The organism is uncultured Flavobacterium sp., assembly GCF_963925415.1.
In the GTDB taxonomy this organism is placed as follows: domain Bacteria; phylum Bacteroidota; class Bacteroidia; order Flavobacteriales; family Flavobacteriaceae; genus Flavobacterium.
Genome location: NZ_CAWUTS010000051.1, coordinates 1 through 21,342 on the forward strand (window position 1 = coordinate 1; position 21,342 = coordinate 21,342).

Here is a 21,342-nt window from a genome sequence, read left to right on the forward strand (position 1 = left end):
ACCTTTGCAAAAAAATTACAAAACAAAAGTTAATCAATATTTCATTAAACAATGATAACCTTTAATTACGAAAACGATTTCAGCTTAGATAACGAAAGGCTCTTTTCAGATTGGATTTCGAAAATTATTACATCTGAAGAAAATGAAGTTGGCGAAATAAACTATATTTTTTGTGACGATGACTATTTATTAAAGCTCAATATTGAGCACCTTGATCACGACACCTTAACCGACGTCATTAGTTTTGATTATTCAATTAACACTTTAATTCAAGGAGATGTTTTTATTTCAGTTGAACGCGTTATAGAAAACGCAGTTACTTTCAACGTTTCGTTTGATAACGAATTAAAACGGGTAATGGCCCATGGAGTTTTGCACTACTGCGGCTACAAAGACAAAGGCGACAATGACATTATAATCATGCGCCAAAAAGAAGAAGAGAAAATTGCGCTGTTCCACGTGGAACAGTAATTTTTTCATCAAATTTATTAATTAAACGTTTCACGTGGAACAATGAGTATATTTCAAGAAAAATACGACGTTATAGTAGTTGGGGCTGGTCACGCAGGCTCAGAGGCAGCAGCAGCGGCAGCAAACATGGGCTGCTCTACATTGCTGGTCACAATGAACCTTCAAAATATAGCACAAATGTCTTGCAATCCTGCCATGGGCGGAATTGCAAAAGGACAAATAGTTAGAGAAATTGACGCTTTAGGCGGTTATTCGGGAATTGTTTCTGATAAAACCGCAATTCAATTTAAAATGCTAAACAAATCAAAAGGACCTGCAATGTGGTCTCCAAGGGTTCAAAGTGATCGAATGCGTTTTGCAGAAGAATGGCGTTTGATGCTAGAGCAAACTCCAAATCTTGATTTTTATCAAGAAATGGTTTCGGGCTTGTTGATTGAAAACCATGTAGTAATCGGAATCAAAACATCTTTAGGTTTAGAAATTAAAGCAAAGACTGTTGTGCTTACTAATGGCACTTTTTTAAACGGTTTAATTCATATTGGAGAAAAACAATTTGGCGGTGGTCGCGCAGGTGAAAGCGCCTCATTTGGAATTACAGAAGATTTGATACAAGTAGGTTTTGAAGCAGGAAGAATGAAAACAGGCACGCCTCCTCGAGTAGACGGTCGCTCTTTGGATTACTCTAAAATGGCAGAACAGCCAGGTGATCTTATACCTCATAAGTTTTCTTATTTAGAAAAAATAAAACCCTTGTCACATCAAAAATCGTGTCACATGACTTATACTTCTAATCAGGTTCATGATGTTTTACGTGAGGGTTTTGATAGAAGTCCAATGTTTAATGGTAGAATAAAAAGTGTAGGGCCAAGATATTGTCCATCAATTGAGGACAAAATTAATCGTTTTGCCGACAAAGACCGACATCAATTGTTTGTTGAGCCAGAAGGCTGGAATACAGTAGAGGTTTATGTGAACGGTTTTTCTACATCCTTGCCAGAAGACATACAATTTAAAGCTTTACGTTCTGTTGTAGGTTTTGAAAAAGTTAAATTCTTTAGGCCTGGCTATGCAATTGAATACGACTACTTCCCTCCTACACAATTAAAACACACATTAGAAACTAAACTGGTAGATGGTTTGTTTTTTGCTGGTCAAATAAATGGAACAACAGGTTATGAAGAAGCTGCGTCTCAAGGGTTGATGGCAGGTATAAATGCCGCACTTAAGGTACAAGAACGCGAAGCGTTTATTTTAAAAAGAAACGAAGCTTATATAGGAGTGCTTATAGACGACCTAATTACAAAAGGAACCGAAGAGCCTTATCGCATGTTTACTTCTCGAGCAGAATACAGAACTTTATTGCGACAAGATAATGCCGACTCAAGATTGACGCCTAAAGGCTTTGATTTAGGTTTAGCTTCTGAAGAGCGATTGATTCGAATGGAAAAAAAGTTTTCTAAATCAAATGCGATGGTCCAATTTTTTAAAGAAACGAGTGTTTTGCCAAAAGAAGCAAACGTTATTTTAGAAGAAAAAGGATCTAGCCTTATGTCTCAATCAGACAAAATGTTTAAAGTTTTTTCACGTCCTCAAATTGATTTAGAGGATATCCTAAAATTTAAAAAAGTCTCTGATTACATACAAGAGCATGAACTAGATCACGAAATAATTGAACAAGCCGAAATTGATGTTAAATATTCGGGCTATATTGAAAAAGAACGTTTGCATGCAGACAAATTAAATAGACTCGAAGATGCAATTATTCCAGACAACTTTGATTTCAATAAAATTAAATCAATTTCTACAGAAGCAAAAATGAAATTCAATAAAATTCGCCCAAAAACAATTGCACAAGCTTCAAGAATAAGCGGTGTTTCTCCAAGTGACATTTCAGTATTGTTAATTTATATGGGGCGATAACTGTTTTTTCTTTTTACGATGTTTTAAATCAAATGGCGTTAATGTTTAATCAATTGTTTCACGTGAAACATATTTAAAAATCATTAAGTTTACTATATTTACACACGTTTTTTAATATTAAACATGAATTTTTACACAAACACTATTTTTATAAAAGTATTAGATCATTCCGTTTCAAAAGAATCATTTGATTTGCTTTTAGATGATCAGTTGCAGCTTTTAAAAACACACCCGCAACCTTCTTTTGAAACCCTTCCTTCTTACTATGAAAGCGAGGATTATATTTCCCATACCGATTCAAAAAGAACACTGTTTGAAAAACTATACCATTTAGTAAAGGTTAATGCACTTAAAAAAAAGGTTTCATTACTTTCAAAACAAAACCCAAGCAAAGGAAGCTTATTAGACATAGGTGCCGGAACAGGTGATTTTTTAATACAAGCAAAAGCATCAGGCTGGAACACCTTAGGAGTTGAGCCTAACGAAAAAGCAAAAAAAATATCTCTTTCAAAAGGGGTTCGTTTTGCTAAGTCTTTAGAAGATTTAGAAAACAACACGTTTGATGTAATAACTATGTGGCATGTTTTAGAGCATGTCCCAAATTTAAAACACCAAATAAAAACACTAAAAAGACTTTTAAAGCCAAACGGAACAATAATTATTGCAGTTCCTAATTATAAGTCATTTGACGCCAAATATTATAAATCTTTTTGGGCAGCTTTTGACGTACCTAGACATTTATGGCATTTTTCTAAAATCAGCATTCAAAAATTAGTTGAAAAAGAAAATTTAAAATTAGTTAAAGTAAAACCCATGTGGTTTGATAGTTTTTATGTGTGTCTTCTTTCTGAAAAATATAAAACCGGAAAAATGAATTTTATAAAAGGCTTTTTAATAGGATTTATTTCAAATTGTTCAGGAATAATAAAAAAAGAGTATTCTTCACACATTTACATCATAAAAAACATTTAAAAACGATTTTAAAGCCTTTTTTAGCCACGCAAAAAACAAAACAATAAGATTGTGAAGAAAAATAAAGTTTTTAAAACAAAACAAACAAAAGAGCCTTCTTTAAAATAAAAAAAGACTATGGTTAAGCTTTATTTAATAGAATTTAATTATGCCATTAAAATTAGTACTTGCATTACTTTAGTCAATTGATTACTTTTACCAAAATCTAAAATTTACAATTATGAGTTCGTTTGCTTATAAATTAACGATTTTATGAAAACTTAAAAAAATATTTACAAATGAAAAAATTATTATGTGTTGCTTTGGGATTGCTAGTCTTGTCATGTAACAAGCAAGATGTTAAAGAAGATTTTAAAACAGCTTATGTTGATACCGACAAATTGATGGAAAAATATCAAAAAGCAACAGATTTAGAAAACAAGTATAAAATTAAATCTGAAGAAATGGGTCGTGAATTAGAAACAGAGGCTAAAAAATTTCAACAAGACTATGCCAACGCTCAAAGACAAGCGCAGGCCAAAGGACCACAATGGGCTCAACAAAAAGGATTTGAATTTCAAGAAAGAGAACAAAAACTAAACACAAAACAACAATCAATGTCTCAAGAACTACAAAGAGAAAGTGGTGTTGAAATGGATTCGTTAGTAACCGAAATAAAAACATTTATTAAAGACTACGGAAAAACTAAGAGTTATGATTATGTTTATGGAACAGGAAGTACGGTTACCGTTTTATACGCAAAAGACAAATATGATATTACAGAAGAGTTGGTTAAACTTTTAAATGCAAATTATAAAACACTTGATAAAAAAGAAGTATTAAAAGCAGCAGAAGAAAAAAAATAATAGTTTCTTAAAAACTTAATTAAGCCTCATTATTTATGTAATGAGGCTTTTTAATTGTAAAAATTTTATATTTTTATCCTTTAAAATATAAGCCAAAATGAATTCATTATCAGCTGTTGCAACCTACACACTAAAGTTTATCAACCAAACCAATAAATCTGTTTTTTTAACAGGAAAAGCGGGAACAGGCAAAACCACTCTTCTTAAAGAAATCATAAAAACAACACACAAAAACACAGCCGTTGTTGCCCCTACAGGTATCGCGGCTTTAAACGCTGGTGGCGTTACCATTCACTCTCTTTTTCAACTCCCTTTTGGAGGTTTCATTCCAGACACAATTGCACCATATGTTACAGATTATGTGAAATTTGAGTCAAAAAGCACACTTTCAAGGCACTTTAAAATGAGCGCTATTAAAAGAAATGTGATTAGAAACATTGATCTTCTTGTCATTGACGAGGTCAGCATGCTTCGTGCCGATTTACTCGATGCCATTGATTTTATGATGCAATCTGTTCGAAGAAACAAGCAAGCTTTTGGCGGAGCACAAGTATTATTCATTGGCGACTTACTTCAACTACCGCCAATAGTTAAGCCAGAAGAATGGACTGTTCTACGAAAATATTACAAAGGGAAATTTTTTTTTCATTCGCACGTCATTCAGCAAAATCCACCTTTATATATTGAATTAGATAAAATTTACCGTCAAACCGACAATGAATTTATTGAGGTGCTTAATAACCTAAGAAATAATACAATAACGAAAGACGATTTAACAATTCTAAATAAATTTGTAAAGCCTAATTTTGATTTTAAAAACAACCCAGGCTTTATAACATTAACCACCCACAACAATAAGGCAGACACTATAAATACAGAGGCTCTTGCCGAATTGGACGGAAAATTATTTACGTATAAATCTCAAATTATAGATGAATTTCCAAATAAAATATTTCCTGTTGATGAACATTTAGAGCTCAAATTAGGTGCCCAAATCATGTTTATTAAAAATGATTTGTCCTTAGAAAAAAATTATTTTAATGGTAAAATGGGCATCATTAAGCACTTATCTGCTAAAGAAATAATGGTTTATTTTTCCGACGAAAACAAAACCATTGAAGTAGAAGCCTATGAATGGCAAAACATTAGATATAAAGTAAATTCAAACACCAAAGAAATTGAAGAGGAAGTTTTAGGAACCTTTACCCACTACCCTATTAAATTAGCCTGGGCAATTACGGTTCACAAAAGCCAAGGATTAACATTTGACAAAGCGGCCTTAGATGTTTCACAAGTTTTTCAACCCGGACAAGCTTATGTTGCCCTTTCTCGTCTGCGTTCTCTAAAAGGTTTAATTTTGCTTGCTCCTATTCAAATGAATGGTCTTTCAAACGATTCGGATGTAATGCTTTATGCGGAACAAAAAGCAAGTGAAGAATACATTCAAAAATCTTTAGAACAAGAAACTAAAAATTATTTATTTAACTATTTACAAGCCACTTTTGATTGGAAAGACTTGTCTCAAGAATGGAGAAGTCATCGCTTCAGCTATAAAGAAGAAGCCCCTAAATCACCTAAAGCTAAATATGCTAAATGGGCTGAAAATCAATCTAATAAGATAGATAATTTAGCCGTGCCATCTCAAAAATTCATCAGTCAATTAAGAAGTTTGTTTTCTAAAGAGCCTTTTGATATAAATTATATAAATGAAAGGTTTAATGCGGCGTATAATTATTTTTATACAGACTTAGATCGTCTTGTATATGAACTTTTACTTAAAATAGATGAAATTAAACGCATAAAAAAAGTAAAACAATTTTATGACGAGTTAAATGATTTAGAGGATTCTCAAACCAAAGCCATTCGGCGTTTAATGAAAGCTAAGTTGCTAATACAAATGGTAGCATCTGGCAAAGAAATATCTAAAAATAATCTTATTTCGGATGAAATTTTATCCTATAAAAACAACAAAATTAGACAAATACGCGAACTAAACAATCCAACACCTGGTGTTTTTGAAGCAGATCAAGATCTGTCATATTACGAACCAAAAGAAAAAAAACCAAAGGAAAGTAAAAAGCCAACGATAGAAATCACATTTGAAATGTGGAAAGAAAATGCCACAATTTTAGAAATCGCAATTCGTCGAAAACTAACCGAAGGCACAATTTTTGGACACTTTACAAAGTTGGTCGAACAAGATTATTTATCAATTAACGACATAATTTCAAAAGAAAAAATCAATCAATTAAAAGAGTTATTTAAAGACTATAATGGAGAAAACGTTGCAGAATTAAAACAAACTGTAGGCGACACACTTACTTGGGAAGAGTTAAAAATGTATAAAGCGTCGATAAATAAAACAAAAAAGTAAAAAAATCATTGAGGTTTATAAGCTATTTTAAAACTAACCCCCTACTTTTTATGTATCAATCGCGTCAATTTTATAGATAAATCGGTTAAAATAATTTTTCCATTGCCGTTGCGTTCAATATGATAAATAGCATCAGAAATTTCTTTAAAAATTTCATTTATATTACCTCCATTTACAAAGGGAGCAAATTTATCCAATTGAAACTCTTTTAAGCCTTCATTTAAATAAACCAAGTCTTTAGCGGTATAGTTTTGTAGTAAAGCCTGTCTAAAAAAGGCAATACAATAATGTAAAAATTGTTTTTGAACCTCTCTTCCATAACTTGCCACTTCTTCGCTCCATGCAATCAAATCTAAAACGGCTGAAGCGCTGCCTTTAGCTCTAAAAGCAGAACGCACCCACTTCACAAACCACTCTTCAAAAATGGCGTCATCATTTAAATTCTCAGACAACTTTATAGCTTTGTTAACATCTCCTTGAGACAAATGAGCATGTCTTTTTGATAGTGATTCAGATACACCATAGCGATCAATTAAAAGGGCTTCAATTTCTTTTTGTTCTGGTTTTTTAAATTCAACAAGCTGACATCGTGAGGTAATAGTCGAAATAATATCTTCTGCTTTTTCTGTAATCAATATAAAAACAGTTTTTTGAGGGGGTTCTTCTAAAATTTTAAGAATTTTATTTGCTGTAGCAGTGTTCATTTTATCTGCCATCCAAATAATCATAATTTTATAACCACCCTCATAAGACTTTAATGATAATTTTTTTACAATTTCTAACGACTCATCAACCCCTATTTGGCCTTGTTTTTTTTCTACACCTAAATGTGTATACCAATCGTTTAGACTGCCAAATGGATAAAGCCGAATAAACTCTTTCCATTGTTTTAAAAAATTATTACTAACGGGCTTGCTTTTTACGGTTTCAGTAGTAACAACAGGAAAAGCATAATGAACATCAGGATGAGAACATTCATTAACTTTAATTTGACAATTTTTATAATCAGCGCTTTCACTATTTTTATCTTTACATAAAATATATTTAGCATATGAAATAGCAATTTCTAACAAACCGATTCCTTCTGGCCCAACAAATAACTGTGCATGTGCAAGTCGATTATCGTCAACACTTGAGGTTAAATAATCTATCGTTTTTTGGTTACCAACAACGTTTTCAAACAAAATAATCTATTTTATAAAAGTTACACACCAGCAATAAGCACTTAATGCAAACAAATTTAATACATTTAATAAAACCATAACTCTTTTTTATTTACTTACTTCCAAATTATTAAATATATTTGTAAAAAAGATATTTAATGAAAACAATAAATAATATAGACTTTAAGGGTAAAAAAGCTATAATTAGAGTAGATTTCAACGTTCCTTTAGATCAAAACTTTAACGTTACAGATGCCACAAGAATAGAAGCGGCTAAACCAACGATTGATAAAATATTAAAAGACGGAGGGAGCGTAATTCTAATGTCTCACTTAGGAAGGCCCAAAGGAGTTGAAGAAAAATACTCTTTAAATCATATTTTAAGTAAAGTTACTGAGGTTTTAGGCCAAGAAATACATTTTGCAAACGACTGCATTGGCGAAGAAGCTCAAACAAAAGCAAACAACCTTAAGCCAAATCAGATCTTGTTGTTGGAAAATCTTCGTTTTTATAAAGAAGAAGAAGAAGGAGATGCAGATTTTGCAAAAAAACTAGCTAACCTTGGCGATATTTATGTTAATGATGCATTTGGCACAGCGCATAGAGCACACGCATCAACAACAATTATTGCTAATTATTTTCCAGAAAACAAATTTTTCGGTTTATTGTTAGCTAAGGAAATTGAAAGCATCAATAAAGTTCTTCATGAATCAAAAAAACCGGTTACCGCAATTTTAGGAGGCTCAAAAGTTTCTTCAAAAATTACAATAATTGAAAACATTTTAGACAAAGTAGACCATATGATTATAGGTGGCGGAATGACGTTTACATTTGTTAAAGCCTTAGGAGGCTCTATTGGAAACTCAATATGTGAAGACGACAAGATGGAATTGGCCTTAGAAATTTTAAAACAAGCTAAAGAAAAAGGAGTGCAAATTCACCTTCCTGTTGATGTTGTTGCGGCAGATAATTTTTCTAATGATGCTAATACTCAAGTTTTAGATGTTACCCAAATTCCTGAAGGATGGCAAGGTTTAGACGCTGGACCCAAATCACTTGAGCTTTTTAAGGAGGTAGTTTTAAAATCAAAAACAATTCTTTGGAACGGACCCGTAGGTGTTTTTGAAATGCCAACTTTTGCAAATGGAACAATTAAAGTAGGCGAATATATAGCACAATCAACAAAAGACGGTGCCTTTTCTTTAGTTGGTGGTGGCGATTCAGTTTCGGCAGTAAAACAATTTGGTCTTGAAAACGAAGTTAGCTATGTTTCAACAGGCGGAGGCGCTATGCTAGAAATGTTAGAAGGAAGAACTTTACCAGGTATTCAAGCAATTCTTAATTAATAACTTGCGATAATTTAATTTTTAGAGACTTCTTACTTATTACAACATATAATAAAACGCATACATGAATTTTAAAAAACTATTCTTAATTCTTATTCCATTTATGTCTTTTGCCCAGGAAAGCCAACAAGACACGCTGCAATTAGCGTTTTTAGAACAGGTGCCTAGTTTGGAAAACACAAAAGCGTCATTTGTAGACCATAGTACCAGTAACTGTATTGACGGAAGATGGATGGAAGAACTAAGCAATCAAGAGCTTTTTGAAGAAATGTATGCTGATGTTTCTGAATTAAACATAGACGAAACGGTTTCTTATGAAATGTCAACAGATCTTTTTAAAGAAAATTTAAAACTATTAGACGCAAAATCACCTTTTAACATTGCATATAATACGTCTTTAGAAAATGTAATCAAAAAATTTTTAAAAAACAGAACAGCCAGCTTCGAACGATTAATGGCCATATCGGAATATTATTTTCCAATGTTTGAAGAATACCTTGCAAAATATGATGTGCCCCTAGAAATAAAATATTTAGCCATTGTCGAATCGGCCTTAAACCCACAAGCAAAAAGCAGAGTTGGAGCTTCAGGATTATGGCAATTTATGTACACAACAGGTAAACAATTTAACCTTGAAGTAAATTCATATGTAGACGAACGCTACGACCCCCTAAAGGCAACCGAAGCCGCTTGTCAATATTTATCAAGTTTATATAAAATTTTTGGCGATTGGAGTTTGGTTCTTGCATCTTATAATGCTGGTCCAGGTAACGTATCTAAAGCTATTAGGCGATCAGGGGGGAGTCAAAATTTTTGGAACATTAGAAAACATTTACCCAGAGAAACCGCTAATTATGTTCCTGCTTTTTTGGCAACTATGTATATATATGAATATAAAAAAGAATTAGGGATTAAGCCACAAAAAGCTAAAATCACTTATTTTGAAACAGACACCTTAATGGTTAAAAGACAAATGAGTTTTAAACAAATATCAGATTTATTTGATATTCCCGAAGAACAAATAGCCTTTTTAAATCCCATATATAAATTACAAATTATTCCATTTACAAAAGAAAAAGGGCATTTTTTGAGACTTCCAAAAGATAAAATAGGCTTGTTTGTTTCTAACGAAGACAAAGTATACGAGTACATTGATTATGTTAAAAATGAAGACGAACAAGTTGTTGAATTTTCTGGTGAAAAAGACATTGATGAGCCCAACAACAAACTCGTGTATCACACTGTGAAAAGAGGAGAAAATTTAGGCTTGATTTCGGATAGATACAACATAAGCGTTGCAAATTTAAAAAAATGGAATAATTTAAAAACAGCTCAAATACAATCCGGAAAAAAATTAATGCTTTACAGCTCAAAAAAAGCAGAATCAAATACCGACACAGCCTATAGTTTATCTACATACACGGTTAGACAAGGAGACTCTTTTTATTCCATTGCAAAAAAAATTCCAGGGGTTTCTGCAGATGATATTAAAAAATGGAACGGTATTAGTGGGAACAATATTAAGCCCGGAATGAAATTGAAATTAAATGGTTAAAATATGATCAAAAAAACGAATATGAAAAACTTTATATTACTATTGTTTACAGCTTTTTTACTAACATCTTGTAAAGATGAGCCAAACGTTAAAGGCCTGTCAGATTCATCAGGAAATATTAATAACGTTTCTGTTTTCATAGATGAAGTAATGTGGAATGGTCAAATAGGAGATTCATTAAGAAAAAAACTAGCAGCACCCGTAGACGGATTGCCACAAGAAGAGCCTACTTTTAACATCAATCAATACCCTACCAAAATATTTGATGGTTTTGTAAAAAAAGGCAGAAACATAATTGTAGTTCAAAAAACAGATAAAACCGGTTTTGGTGCTTCAAAAGATCAATATGCTGCGCCACAAAATGTGTTTTATATATCTGGCAAAACAACCAATGATGTATTAAACATTATAGAAAATAAAGCATCCCAAATAATACAGACTATTAGAAAGGGCGAAATACTTGAAAATCAAAAACGAATGAAAAAAGCATTAGTTAATGATAAAAACATTAAAAATAGGTTTGGCGTTACAATGAATATAGGTTATGGCTATAATTATGAAACCATAAACGATAAGTTTATTTGGCTTCGAAAAGAATACCAATCGGGTTATAACAGTATTTTGGTATATGAAGTGCCAATTAACAGAATTGAAAACCAAAACGAGATTGTTCAAAACATAATTAGTATAAGGGACTCTATAGGAAAAGCAAATGTGCATGGAATGCTTGACAATACTTGGATGATAACTGAAGAAGCTTATGCGCCTTATTTATTTACGACAACCCTAGACAACAAACCAGCATTTTTAACCAAAGGAACCTGGGAACTTAAAAACGATTTTATGGCAGGACCATTTATTAATTATGCTATTAAAGACACGACAAACAATCGTTATTTAATAATAGAAGGTTTTACATATTTACCCTCAAAAGCAAAAAGAGACCATATGTTTGAATTAGAAGCCATCATAAACTCAGCAAAAATTATTGATTAATTTAGCTTTTTTCAACATTGTAAACCAATCAGCCCATAATTTCGTGATGCTAAACCAACCCCATGCTAACATTTAAAATAAAGCGTTTTAACGAACTTTCTGTTCTAGAACTATATAATTTACTTCAATTGCGATCTGAGGTCTTTGTGGTAGAGCAAAACTGCGTCTATCAAGACCTTGACGGCAAAGACGAAAAAGCATTACATGTTTTAGGCTTTTTTGAAAACAAAATTGTAGCGTATACAAGAATTTTTAACAAAGGTTATTATTTTGACGAAGCATCAATTGGTCGAGTGGTGGTGAGTTCTAAAGTTAGAGCTAAAAAATGGGGACACGAATTGATTAAGGCTTCTATAAAAGCAATTGACGACGAATACAAAACAACAGCAATAACCATTTCAGCTCAAGAATATTTAAAAAAATTCTATGAAACCCACCAATTTGAACAAACCAGTGAGTTGTACTTAGAAGATGACATTCCACATATTCAAATGAAGAGAAAATAGATTGAGCGCATGTGTTTATTTACAAATCAAACCCCAACTTTACTTCTAATTTTGAAGCAATAATTTTCGTAATTCTATGTTTTAATTCCGGAATTTTAATGCTTTCTATTGCTTCATTACAAAACGCAAACATTAATAATGCTCGTGCTTCTTTTTTAGGAATACCCCTTTGTTGCATATAAAACATTGCGTTTTCATCCAACTGTCCAATAGTACAGCCATGAGAACATTTTACATCATCTGCAAAAATTTCCAATTGCGGTTTTGCATTAATAGTGGCTTTGTCACTTAGCAAAATATTATTATTTTGTTGAAATGCATTTGTTTTTTGTGCCTCTTTTTCAACAAATATTTTTCCATTAAACACACCTGTTGCACGATCTCCAATTATAGTTTTATAATTTTGATGGCTTTCACAATTTGGAGTAGCATGCTGCACCAAAGTGTAATGATCCACATGTTGATTTTCACCAATAATTGTAATCCCTTTCAACGTGCTATCTATATGCTCTCCTTGATGATAAAAATTTAAGTTGTTACGCGTTAAATTTCCACCAAATGAAAACGTATGAACGCAGGCATTACTTTCTTGTTTTTGAGCAATAAAAGTGTTGTCAATTAAGTTCGCGTTTAAGTTGTCGTTTTGAAGCTTATAATAATCAACATGGGCTCTTTTTAAAGCATAAACTTCAGTAACTGAATTTGTTAAAACAGGATTTGAGTTCAAGCTTTGATGTCTTTCAATAATTTGAACATGAGCATTTTCACCAACAATTATTAAATTTCGAGGCTGAACCATAAGGGCGTCCTCTATTCCTGTAGAAAAATAAATAATTTCAACAGGCTTATCCGCAATTTTATTTTTCGGAATATTAATATAGGCACCTTCTTGAGCGAAAGCAGTATTTAAAGAGGTTAAACTTTCGTCTTTACTGGCAATATTATTAAAATATTCATCAATAATCAACTTGTACTTTGACTTATTTAAGGCAGAAGACATGGTGCAAACATCTATTCCTTCATGTGTCGTTTCTGACAAGAACGAACTAAATTTGCCATCAATAAAAACGACTTTATAGGTGTCAACTTCATGTAAAAAATATTTTTTTACATCTGCAAAACCCAATGAATTTTCTTGTTTTGGGAATACAGAAAAGTCGGTTTTTAAAATTGCATTTAGCGATGTATATTTCCAAGACTCTTCTTTTTTTGAAGGGAAACCTTTGTGTTCAAAGGTTTTTATAGCGTTTGTTCGCAAGGTATGTAAAGAAGAAGATGTGTCTACTCTTTCTTCAAATGCCATAAATGACGAAACTAATTTTTCTTTTAAATCCATTTTTTATTTTGTTTATGGTTTATGGTTTTTTGTTTATGGTTCCGAAGAACCAGAAACGATAAACAACAAACATGTTTAATTTAACTCGTTTTTAATCCAGTCATATCCTTTTTCTTCTAACTCTAAAGCCAGCTCTTTGCCCCCTGATTTTACAATTTTTCCATTCATCAATACATGAACAAAATCAGGAACAATATATTCTAATAATCTTTGATAATGAGTAATTACAACTACCGCATTATTTTGACTTTTCAATTTATTTACTCCATTAGCCACAATTCGCAAGGCATCAATATCTAAACCTGAATCTGTTTCGTCTAAAATAGCCAATTTAGGTTCTAACATAGCCATTTGAAAAATTTCATTACGTTTTTTTTCTCCACCCGAAAAACCTTCGTTTAAAGAACGTGACAAAAATTTACGATCAATTTCTAATAACTCAGATTTTTCGCGAATTAGTTTTAACATTTCGTTTGCAGGCATATCTTCTAGGCCTTTAGCTTTGCGTGACTCATTTATTGCGGTTCGCATAAAGTTGGTAACCGATACTCCGGGTATTTCAACTGGATATTGAAAAGACAAGAAAACACCTTTGTGCGCGCGCTCTTCGGTTGCTAATTCTGATATGTCTTCGTTTTCTAACAGGATTTGTCCTTCGGTAACCTCATAGCTATCATTACCTGCAATGATAGAGGCTAAGGTGCTTTTACCAGCACCGTTTGGCCCCATAATAGCATGAACTTCTCCTGCGTTTACCTCCAAATTAATCCCTCTTAATATTTCTTTATCTTCAATTGAAGCGTGTAAATTTTTTATTGATAACATGTTTTAATTTTATAAATTTTTAATTTTTTTTAATTCTTTTTTAATTTCTAAAAACGATCTTCCATCGCTTAGTTTTTTAGCGATCAGCTTAGTAACATAAGGTGCGGCAACAGAGGTGCCACTGCCCGAAGACCATCTTTTTAAAGCAATTTGGTATTTAATATTTTCACCAGGCGCATAAACATCTACAGTTTCACCATAATTGGAATACTCCCATCTTTCACCTTTTATTGAATTGGCGCCCACAACGATAGTATTGGGTAATGAAATTAATGCAGGAACATCATAAGCTTTTTCGCAGTTTTGGCCTTCATTTCCGGCAGCAATCACAAATATTATTTTAGGATATTTTTTCATGTTTTTTTCTAAAACTTCTCTAAAGTGAATTAACCATTTATGCGAGTTTTCTCTAATTTCTTTATCATTATTTCCTAAATTTTTGTTTATTGAAGCAAAATAATCCAAGTCTAATCCCCAACTGATGTTTACAATTTGAACCTTATTTTTAGCAAAATACAAAAGTGATTCTTGAACAAAATAATCCATTTTTTTTAATTCGGCTTTAAAACCCCTCAAACGTTCTTTTACCGTAAGGTATAAATAAGTTGCTGTCAATCTAGTTGTTGTTGGCTCAAACCCAACGCCTAAAATCAATACATTCTGGTTGTTTTTTGCAATAATAGAGGCTACAGCAGTTCCATGATCATATTTTTTACTGTTTTGAAATGTTGCTTCAAACCGTTCAGTTATAATGGTTTCATTTTCATCAAAACCTATCCCAATTATATCATCAACATAACCGTTCTTATCATCATCTTCATTGTTTTTTATCTCTTTATCGTTTTTATAAACAGTTGATTCTGGTAGCGAAAGGGCATCGAATTTTTCCCAAACGCCTATTCTTATTTTATCTTGAGAATAGATGTTTTGGATATAAAAAAAAGATGTTATAACGGTTATATAATATAAAAAATTATTCATAAAGCCCTATTTATTATAGGTTACACAATGCTGTTTTTCTAAATACGTGCTGTTTAACCAACACTTCCTTCTAAACTTATTTCTAATAATTTTTGAGCCTCGACAGCAAACTCCATCGGCAACTTATTCAATACCTCTTTACTAAAACCATTTACTATTAATGCGATTGCTTTTTCCGTAGGAATACCACGCTGGTTGCAATAAAAAACCTGATCTTCTCCAATTTTTGAAGTTGTAGCTTCGTGTTCTATAATGGATGTTGTGTTTTTACTTTCTATATAAGGAAACGTATGCGCACCACATTCATTTCCCATTAAGAGACTGTCACACTGCGAAAAATTACGTGCATTTTCCGCTCGAGCACTTATTTGCACCAATCCTCTATAACTGTTTTGAGATTTTCCTGCAGAAATACCTTTTGAAATTATAGTAGACTTAGTGTTTTTGCCCAAGTGAATCATTTTTGTACCCGTATCGGCTTGCTGGTAATTATTGGTAACTGCTATGGAGTAAAATTCACCAATAGAATCATCACCTTTTAAGATTACGGATGGATATTTCCAAGTAATAGCAGATCCTGTTTCTACTTGTGTCCAAGATATTTTTGCCTTTTTTTCACACAACCCTCTTTTAGTAACAAAATTATAAACGCCCCCTTTTCCTTCAGAATTTCCAGGATACCAGTTTTGAACGGTTGAATATTTTATTTCAGCATTATCTAATGCTATTAACTCTACAACTGCCGCATGTAGTTGGTTTTCATCTCTACTGGGCGCAGTACATCCTTCTAAGTATGAAACATAACTACCTTCATCAGCTATTAAAAGTGTTCTTTCAAATTGTCCTGTTCCGGCTTGGTTGATTCTAAAATAAGTGGATAACTCCATTGGACAACGAACACCTTTAGGAATATAACAAAAACTACCGTCAGAAAAAACAGCTGAATTTAGTGCAGCATAAAAATTGTCTTTTTGAGGAACAACAGTTCCCAAATATTTTCTTACTAATTCAGGATGTTCTTTTATGGCCTCCGAAATACTCATAAAAATAATTCCTTTTTCGCTCAACGTTTTTTTGAATGTTGTAGCCACTGAAACACTGTCAATAACTATATCCATTGCCACATTATTCATCATTTTTTGTTCATCAACCGATATGCCTAGCTTTTTATACATAGCTAATAATTCGGGATCTACATCATCTAATGTTTTATTTGGATCTGCTTTTTTTGGCGCAGAATAATACGAAATAGCTTGAAAATCTGGCTTTGTATAATGTACATTTGCCCACTCAGGCTCTATCATTTTTTTCCAGGCACCAAACGCCTCTAAACGCCAATCGGTCATCCATTGAGGTTCTTCCTTCTTTTTTGAAATGGCACGAACAATATCTTCATTTAGACCAACAGGAAACGTTTCTGCATCTAACTCTGTGTAAAAGCCATATTCGTATTCTTTATTTTCTAATTCGACTTTTAAGTCGTCTTCGGTATATTTTGACATAATTTATTTTTTGATTTATAAAGAAAAACTTTCTCCGCATCCACATGTTCTTTGAGCATTTGGATTATTAAACACAAAGCCTTTACCATTTAAGCCTCCAGAAAACTCTAATATTGTTCCAGCTAAATAAAGAAAACTCTTTTTTTCAACGGCAATTTTTATATTATTGTCTTCAAAAACTTTATCGTTTTCTCCTATTACTTTGTCAAACGTCAATTCGTATGACAAGCCAGAACACCCCCCGCTTTTTACACCTACTCGAACAAAATCTTGAGCAGCTTCAAAACCGTCGCTTTGCATCATTTCTACTATTTTTTTACTTGCTGTGTCAGAAACTTTTATCATGATTTTTTTTATCAAATTAACGTGTTACGACCTAAGAAAACCCAATTTTAAAGGCCGTTAACACCATTTTTGTTATTTAGATTTTGTCTAAACAGATTACAAAGGTATAGTATTTCAATCTTTTTTCAATAAATTATAACATATTTATAACGCATACATGTATAAGTCTAATTTATACTTAAAAATTCAAAAGATATTATTCGTTTTTTATGTAAATTGCATTAAAATAGTAATCATGAACTTATACCCTATAGAATCCGGTAATTTTAAATTAGACGGCGGTGCCATGTTTGGAGTTGTTCCAAAAACACTTTGGAATAAAACGAACCCCGCCGATTCGAACAACTTAATCGACATTGCTGCGCGTTGCCTTTTAATTGAAGAAGGAAAAAGATTAATTTTGATTGATACCGGAATGGGCAACAAGCAATCCGACAAGTTTTTTAGTTATTATTCGCTTTGGGGAAATCACTCTATAGATAGTTCGCTAGCTAAATATGGTTTTCATAGAGACGACATAACCGATGTTTTTATGACGCACTTGCATTTTGATCACTGCGGCGGAAGCGTACTATGGAATAAAGACAGAACAGGTTATGAATTAGCCTTTAAAAACGCCAAATATTGGACCAATGAAAAGCATTGGAACTGGGCAACAAAGCCTAATAATCGTGAAAAAGCATCGTTTTTACATGAAAACATACTGCCAATTCAAGAAAGTGGGCAATTGAACTTTATCACCAGAACAGAACAGGTTTTTCTTGACAAATCGGAATTGGGTTTTGGAATATTTTTTGCCGACGGTCATACCGAAAAACAAATGATTCCTATGATAAATTATAAAGGAAACATCATATGCTTTACAGCTGATTTATTGCCAACTGCAGGTCATATACCTTTACCCTATGTTATGGGATATGACACAAGACCCCTAATAACCCTTGATGAAAAAAAGGTTTTTCTAGAAATGGCTGCAGAAAAAAACTTTTTACTACTTTTGGAGCACGATGCACATAATGAAATAATTACTGTAGAACAAACAGAAAAAGGAATTCGATTAAAAGAAATTCTAACTTGTCAAGCCATATTTTAATTTTTAACTACCTAACAAAACAAATAAATTTCAAAAATAATGAGAACATTAAAACCATTTTATGCCACTGCTGCTTTAGCGCTTATTTTAGCTAGTTGTGGCGGAACTTCAAAAATAATTTCTACTCCTATTGAAAATATAGACACCGTTCTAAGTAAAACGACTAAACTTTCAGAAAATGACTTAAAACGCTGGAGCCACTTAGACTTAGTTAAAGACTCTGTTCCAGGAATGAGTGTTGATAAAGCTTATGCTGAATTACTTCAAGGTAAAAAAGGTAAAAAAGTTATTGTAGGTATTGTAGATTCGGGTGTAGATATTAATCATGAAGATTTAAAAGCGGTGATTTGGACAAATCCAAAAGAAATTGCAGGTAACGGAATTGATGATGATAAAAACGGTTACATTGACGATATTCACGGTTGGAATTTTTTGGGAGATGCTGTTAACGAACAGTTAGAAATGGCACGTATCGTTAAAATCGGGCCAAGTGCTCCAGATTATATAAAAGCAAAAGCCGCCTTAGACGCAGAACTAGAAGGTATTAATGGTCAAAAAAACCAAATAGATATGATTATTAAGGCTGAAAAAGCTTTAGAAGAAGAGTTAAAAAACACAAACTTTACACTTGCAGATGTAAAAGCAATGACAACCGAAGACGCAGCTTTATTGCAATATAAAGCCATGTTTAGTAATATTTTAGCTCGTCAAGATAAAGCAGCATTTGATGAAAGATTAAAAGGAGGTATTAAACAAGTAAACGATCAATTGAGCTACAATTATAGTGTAGATTTTGATGGTAGATCTATAGTTGGCGACAATCCATACGACATCAATGACACTAAATATGGCAACAACAATGTTGTGGGTCCAGACGCAGAAGAAGCATTACACGGAACTCACGTTGCCGGAATCGTTGCTCAAGTAAGAGGAAATGGTCTTGGTGGAGACGGTGTTGCAAACTTAGTTAAAATTATGGCCGTTAGAGCCGTTCCTAACGGAGATGAATATGACAAAGATATTGCATTAGGCATTCGTTATGCGGTTGATAACGGTGCTAAAGTAATTAACGGTTCTTTTGGAAAATATTTTTCGCCACAAAAAGAATGGGTTCAAGATGCTTTAAAATATGCTGCCAAAAAAGATGTATTAGTAATTTTTGCAGCGGGTAACGATGCTAAAGATTTAGATGTTGTAAATAAATATCCAAGTGATTCTTATGATGGTGCTCCAGAAGTATCGAACAATGTTTTAATTATTGGGGCGTTAAACGCAACTTATAGTAACAATATGGTTGCTCCTTTTTCTAACTATGGAAAAAAGAATGTTGATGTTTTTGCTCCAGGAATGCAAATTTATGCTAGCGTTCCAAATAACAAATACAGATACTTACAAGGAACATCAATGGCTTCGCCAAACGTTGCTGGAGTAGCTGCTTTAATTCGTTCATATTATCCAAAATTATCGGCAGCTCAAGTAAAACAAATTATCATTGAAAGTGGAACACCATTAAAAAATGCTGTTTTAGCTGGAGAAGATCAACACGAAGCAAACTTTGCTGAAATTTCTAAATCAGGAAGAATAGTAAACGCATACAATGCTTTATTGATGGCTTCAAAAATGTAAACTATATCACGTTTGTTTTGTACAATTAACTTAAAGCAAACTATTATATGAACAAACCACAAAGAATTTGTTTATTCTTTGTGGTTTTTATTTATACAACTTATTAAGTCCATAAAAAACCATTAATGTCCGATAAAAAATAAAAATGCCTGTTTTTGTTTTTTATCTAATTGTTATTCAGTCACTTAATTTTTATTTTGTGTTATTTATAAAAAACAGGCTTCAAAAAAATGACAATTGTTCTATTTCAGCTTTATCAATAATCCAGTCTTTTTCTGGGTTTTCTAAAAACTTCATCAATTGAATATAATTGAAAAGATGGATTTTACAAAAACTAACCAAGTTTGAAAAGGCCCAACTTCTTTTTAACTTCTTTTTTATTACGGCTATTAGTAAATTGACTATCAAAACACAATATATCTGTATTTTAATGGCATTATCGTTGTCTCCTAAAAAATATCTCAACGGAAAATTTTGTTTGAGCTGCTTGAAAAGCAACTCGATTTGCCATCTTATTTTATATAAAGCAGCTATTAAACCTGCCCTTAGCTCAAACAAATTGGTGATAAATTCAAATTCTCTTTTGTTTTCTCGGTCATAAAATTTTACTTTTCTAACTTTTAACTTTGATATTATTTTGCCTTCTTTAACCTCAATTTCAATAATTTCATCTTGTAAAACGCCACTATGAATGTTTTCAGAAACTTCTTTAATTTCTAATTCTTCATAAACCGCATTGTCTTTTATTCGGGTTACAAATCCTGTTTTATTGTCTGTAAAATACTTGAAAGCCTTGTAATAATTGTATCCTTTGTCAAAAACATAGACAGTATCATCATCACATTTTAACTTCTTTAAAAAGTTATGATCATTTGTAATGGCTGGGCTAAACCAGTCTAAACTTGGATCTTTTTCATCGGCATTGATTACTGTATGAACTTTAATTCCGTCTTTACTCTTTACTTCTTTTGTTTTTCTTCCAACGCAACTCAAATGTCCTTAAATAAGCTAATTGCTGTACTATCAAAAATCTTAACCTTTTTTTTTATAACATCTTGACCCGAGCAGTAGCGAACAGACGAAACAATTTGGCTGTCCGACAAAACCGAACCATACTCTTGCAAGAGTTTATTGTAAATATCTTTAAAAAATGCTACGTTTCTTTTCTTGTTAGCATCGGATAAAGCACTTCGGTTTGGAATATGGACTCAACTGAAAACTTTCTGTTTTTCCAAACTAGCCAAGCATTGCTCCAGAAACTTCTCGAAGTGAATTACACTTAGCAAACGAACAGAATAGCATACTTATCAAGTGGTCTTTTGTCTTAAAACGCTTTACATATCTGTCAGAATCATTCTTTTTGACCGCATCTTTCACTATTTTATCATCAATTAAAGAAATCAGCTGTCCGAACTGCGAAGCAATCTCGAAAACCGAACTTTAAATAAAAATTTGAGTAAAACAGATTTACTAGAAAAATAATTAC

19 protein-coding genes are annotated in these 21,342 nt (G+C 32.3%); 11 read left to right on the top strand and 8 right to left on the bottom strand.

Annotated features, from left to right (window positions below; translation table 11 throughout):
• Positions 1–51: 51 nt before the first annotated feature.
• From ybeY to AABM47_RS04195, 5 genes are all read left to right on the top strand, one after another.
• Positions 52–471, top strand: a complete 420-nt coding sequence (gene ybeY / locus AABM47_RS04175; protein WP_338409670.1) for an rRNA maturation RNase YbeY — start codon at positions 52–54, stop codon at positions 469–471.
• 42 nt (positions 472–513) lie between these two features.
• Positions 514–2,391 (top strand): tRNA uridine-5-carboxymethylaminomethyl(34) synthesis enzyme MnmG, encoded by a 1,878-nt coding sequence (mnmG, locus tag AABM47_RS04180; protein ID WP_338409671.1) that lies wholly within the window; start codon positions 514–516, stop codon positions 2,389–2,391.
• Positions 2,392–2,514: 123 nt separating this feature from the next.
• On the top strand, positions 2,515–3,363 hold the full coding sequence (locus tag AABM47_RS04185) for a class I SAM-dependent methyltransferase (protein ID WP_338409672.1): 849 nt from the start codon (positions 2,515–2,517) through the stop codon (positions 3,361–3,363).
• A 278-nt stretch (positions 3,364–3,641) separates the two neighbouring features.
• A complete protein-coding gene (locus tag AABM47_RS04190; RefSeq protein WP_338409673.1) occupies positions 3,642–4,208 on the top strand; it encodes an OmpH family outer membrane protein in 567 nt (188 codons plus the stop codon).
• 97 nt (positions 4,209–4,305) lie between these two features.
• Positions 4,306–6,582 (top strand): helix-turn-helix domain-containing protein, encoded by a 2,277-nt coding sequence (locus tag AABM47_RS04195; RefSeq protein WP_338409674.1) that lies wholly within the window; start codon positions 4,306–4,308, stop codon positions 6,580–6,582.
• A gap of 41 nt (positions 6,583–6,623) precedes the next feature.
• Here AABM47_RS04195 and AABM47_RS04200 read toward each other — a convergent pair whose 3' ends face one another.
• Entirely contained in the window at positions 6,624–7,766 is a 1,143-nt protein-coding gene (locus tag AABM47_RS04200) for a DNA polymerase III subunit delta' (RefSeq protein WP_338409675.1), read from the bottom strand.
• 137 nt (positions 7,767–7,903) lie between these two features.
• Here AABM47_RS04200 and AABM47_RS04205 point away from each other — a divergent pair, with 137 nt between their 5' ends.
• From AABM47_RS04205 to AABM47_RS04220, 4 genes are all read left to right on the top strand, one after another.
• Positions 7,904–9,091 carry a phosphoglycerate kinase gene (locus AABM47_RS04205; RefSeq protein ID WP_338409676.1) on the top strand — a complete coding sequence of 396 codons (1,188 nt, stop codon included), beginning with the start codon at positions 7,904–7,906 and terminating at the stop codon, positions 9,089–9,091.
• A gap of 64 nt (positions 9,092–9,155) precedes the next feature.
• Positions 9,156–10,646 (top strand): transglycosylase SLT domain-containing protein, encoded by a 1,491-nt coding sequence (locus AABM47_RS04210; RefSeq protein WP_338409677.1) that lies wholly within the window; start codon positions 9,156–9,158, stop codon positions 10,644–10,646.
• Positions 10,647–10,667: 21 nt separating this feature from the next.
• Positions 10,668–11,642: a DUF4837 family protein gene (locus tag AABM47_RS04215; RefSeq protein WP_338409678.1), complete on the top strand. Its 975-nt coding sequence runs from the start codon at positions 10,668–10,670 to the stop codon at positions 11,640–11,642.
• Between the two features lie 62 nt (positions 11,643–11,704).
• Positions 11,705–12,148, top strand: a complete 444-nt coding sequence (locus tag AABM47_RS04220; protein ID WP_338409679.1) for a GNAT family N-acetyltransferase — start codon at positions 11,705–11,707, stop codon at positions 12,146–12,148.
• 19 nt (positions 12,149–12,167) lie between these two features.
• Here AABM47_RS04220 and sufD read toward each other — a convergent pair whose 3' ends face one another.
• The 5 genes from sufD to AABM47_RS04245 form a co-directional block, all read right to left on the bottom strand.
• Positions 12,168–13,484, bottom strand: a complete 1,317-nt coding sequence (sufD, locus tag AABM47_RS04225) for a Fe-S cluster assembly protein SufD (RefSeq protein ID WP_338409680.1) — start codon at positions 13,482–13,484, stop codon at positions 12,168–12,170.
• A gap of 75 nt (positions 13,485–13,559) precedes the next feature.
• On the bottom strand, positions 13,560–14,309 hold the full coding sequence (gene sufC, locus AABM47_RS04230) for a Fe-S cluster assembly ATPase SufC (protein WP_338409681.1): 750 nt from the start codon (positions 14,307–14,309) through the stop codon (positions 13,560–13,562).
• Between the two features lie 9 nt (positions 14,310–14,318).
• Positions 14,319–15,290, bottom strand: coding sequence for a S8 family serine peptidase (locus tag AABM47_RS04235; RefSeq protein ID WP_338409682.1), 972 nt, complete (start codon positions 15,288–15,290; stop codon positions 14,319–14,321).
• A 53-nt stretch (positions 15,291–15,343) separates the two neighbouring features.
• Entirely contained in the window at positions 15,344–16,792 is a 1,449-nt protein-coding gene (gene sufB, locus AABM47_RS04240; RefSeq protein ID WP_338409683.1) for a Fe-S cluster assembly protein SufB, read from the bottom strand.
• Positions 16,793–16,807: 15 nt separating this feature from the next.
• Complete coding sequence (locus AABM47_RS04245; RefSeq protein WP_338409684.1) at positions 16,808–17,137, bottom strand: iron-sulfur cluster assembly accessory protein; 330 nt, start codon at positions 17,135–17,137, stop codon at positions 16,808–16,810.
• Between the two features lie 235 nt (positions 17,138–17,372).
• Here AABM47_RS04245 and AABM47_RS04250 point away from each other — a divergent pair, with 235 nt between their 5' ends.
• A complete protein-coding gene (locus AABM47_RS04250; RefSeq protein WP_338409685.1) occupies positions 17,373–18,230 on the top strand; it encodes an MBL fold metallo-hydrolase in 858 nt (285 codons plus the stop codon).
• 39 nt (positions 18,231–18,269) lie between these two features.
• Entirely contained in the window at positions 18,270–19,856 is a 1,587-nt protein-coding gene (locus AABM47_RS04255) for a S8 family peptidase (protein ID WP_338409686.1), read from the top strand.
• Between the two features lie 222 nt (positions 19,857–20,078).
• Here AABM47_RS04255 and AABM47_RS04260 read toward each other — a convergent pair whose 3' ends face one another.
• Entirely contained in the window at positions 20,079–20,849 is a 771-nt protein-coding gene (locus AABM47_RS04260; protein WP_338409687.1) for an IS4 family transposase, read from the bottom strand.
• Positions 20,850–21,092: 243 nt separating this feature from the next.
• Complete coding sequence (locus AABM47_RS04265) at positions 21,093–21,281, bottom strand: DUF4372 domain-containing protein (protein WP_338409688.1); 189 nt, start codon at positions 21,279–21,281, stop codon at positions 21,093–21,095.
• Positions 21,282–21,342 lie beyond the last annotated feature (61 nt).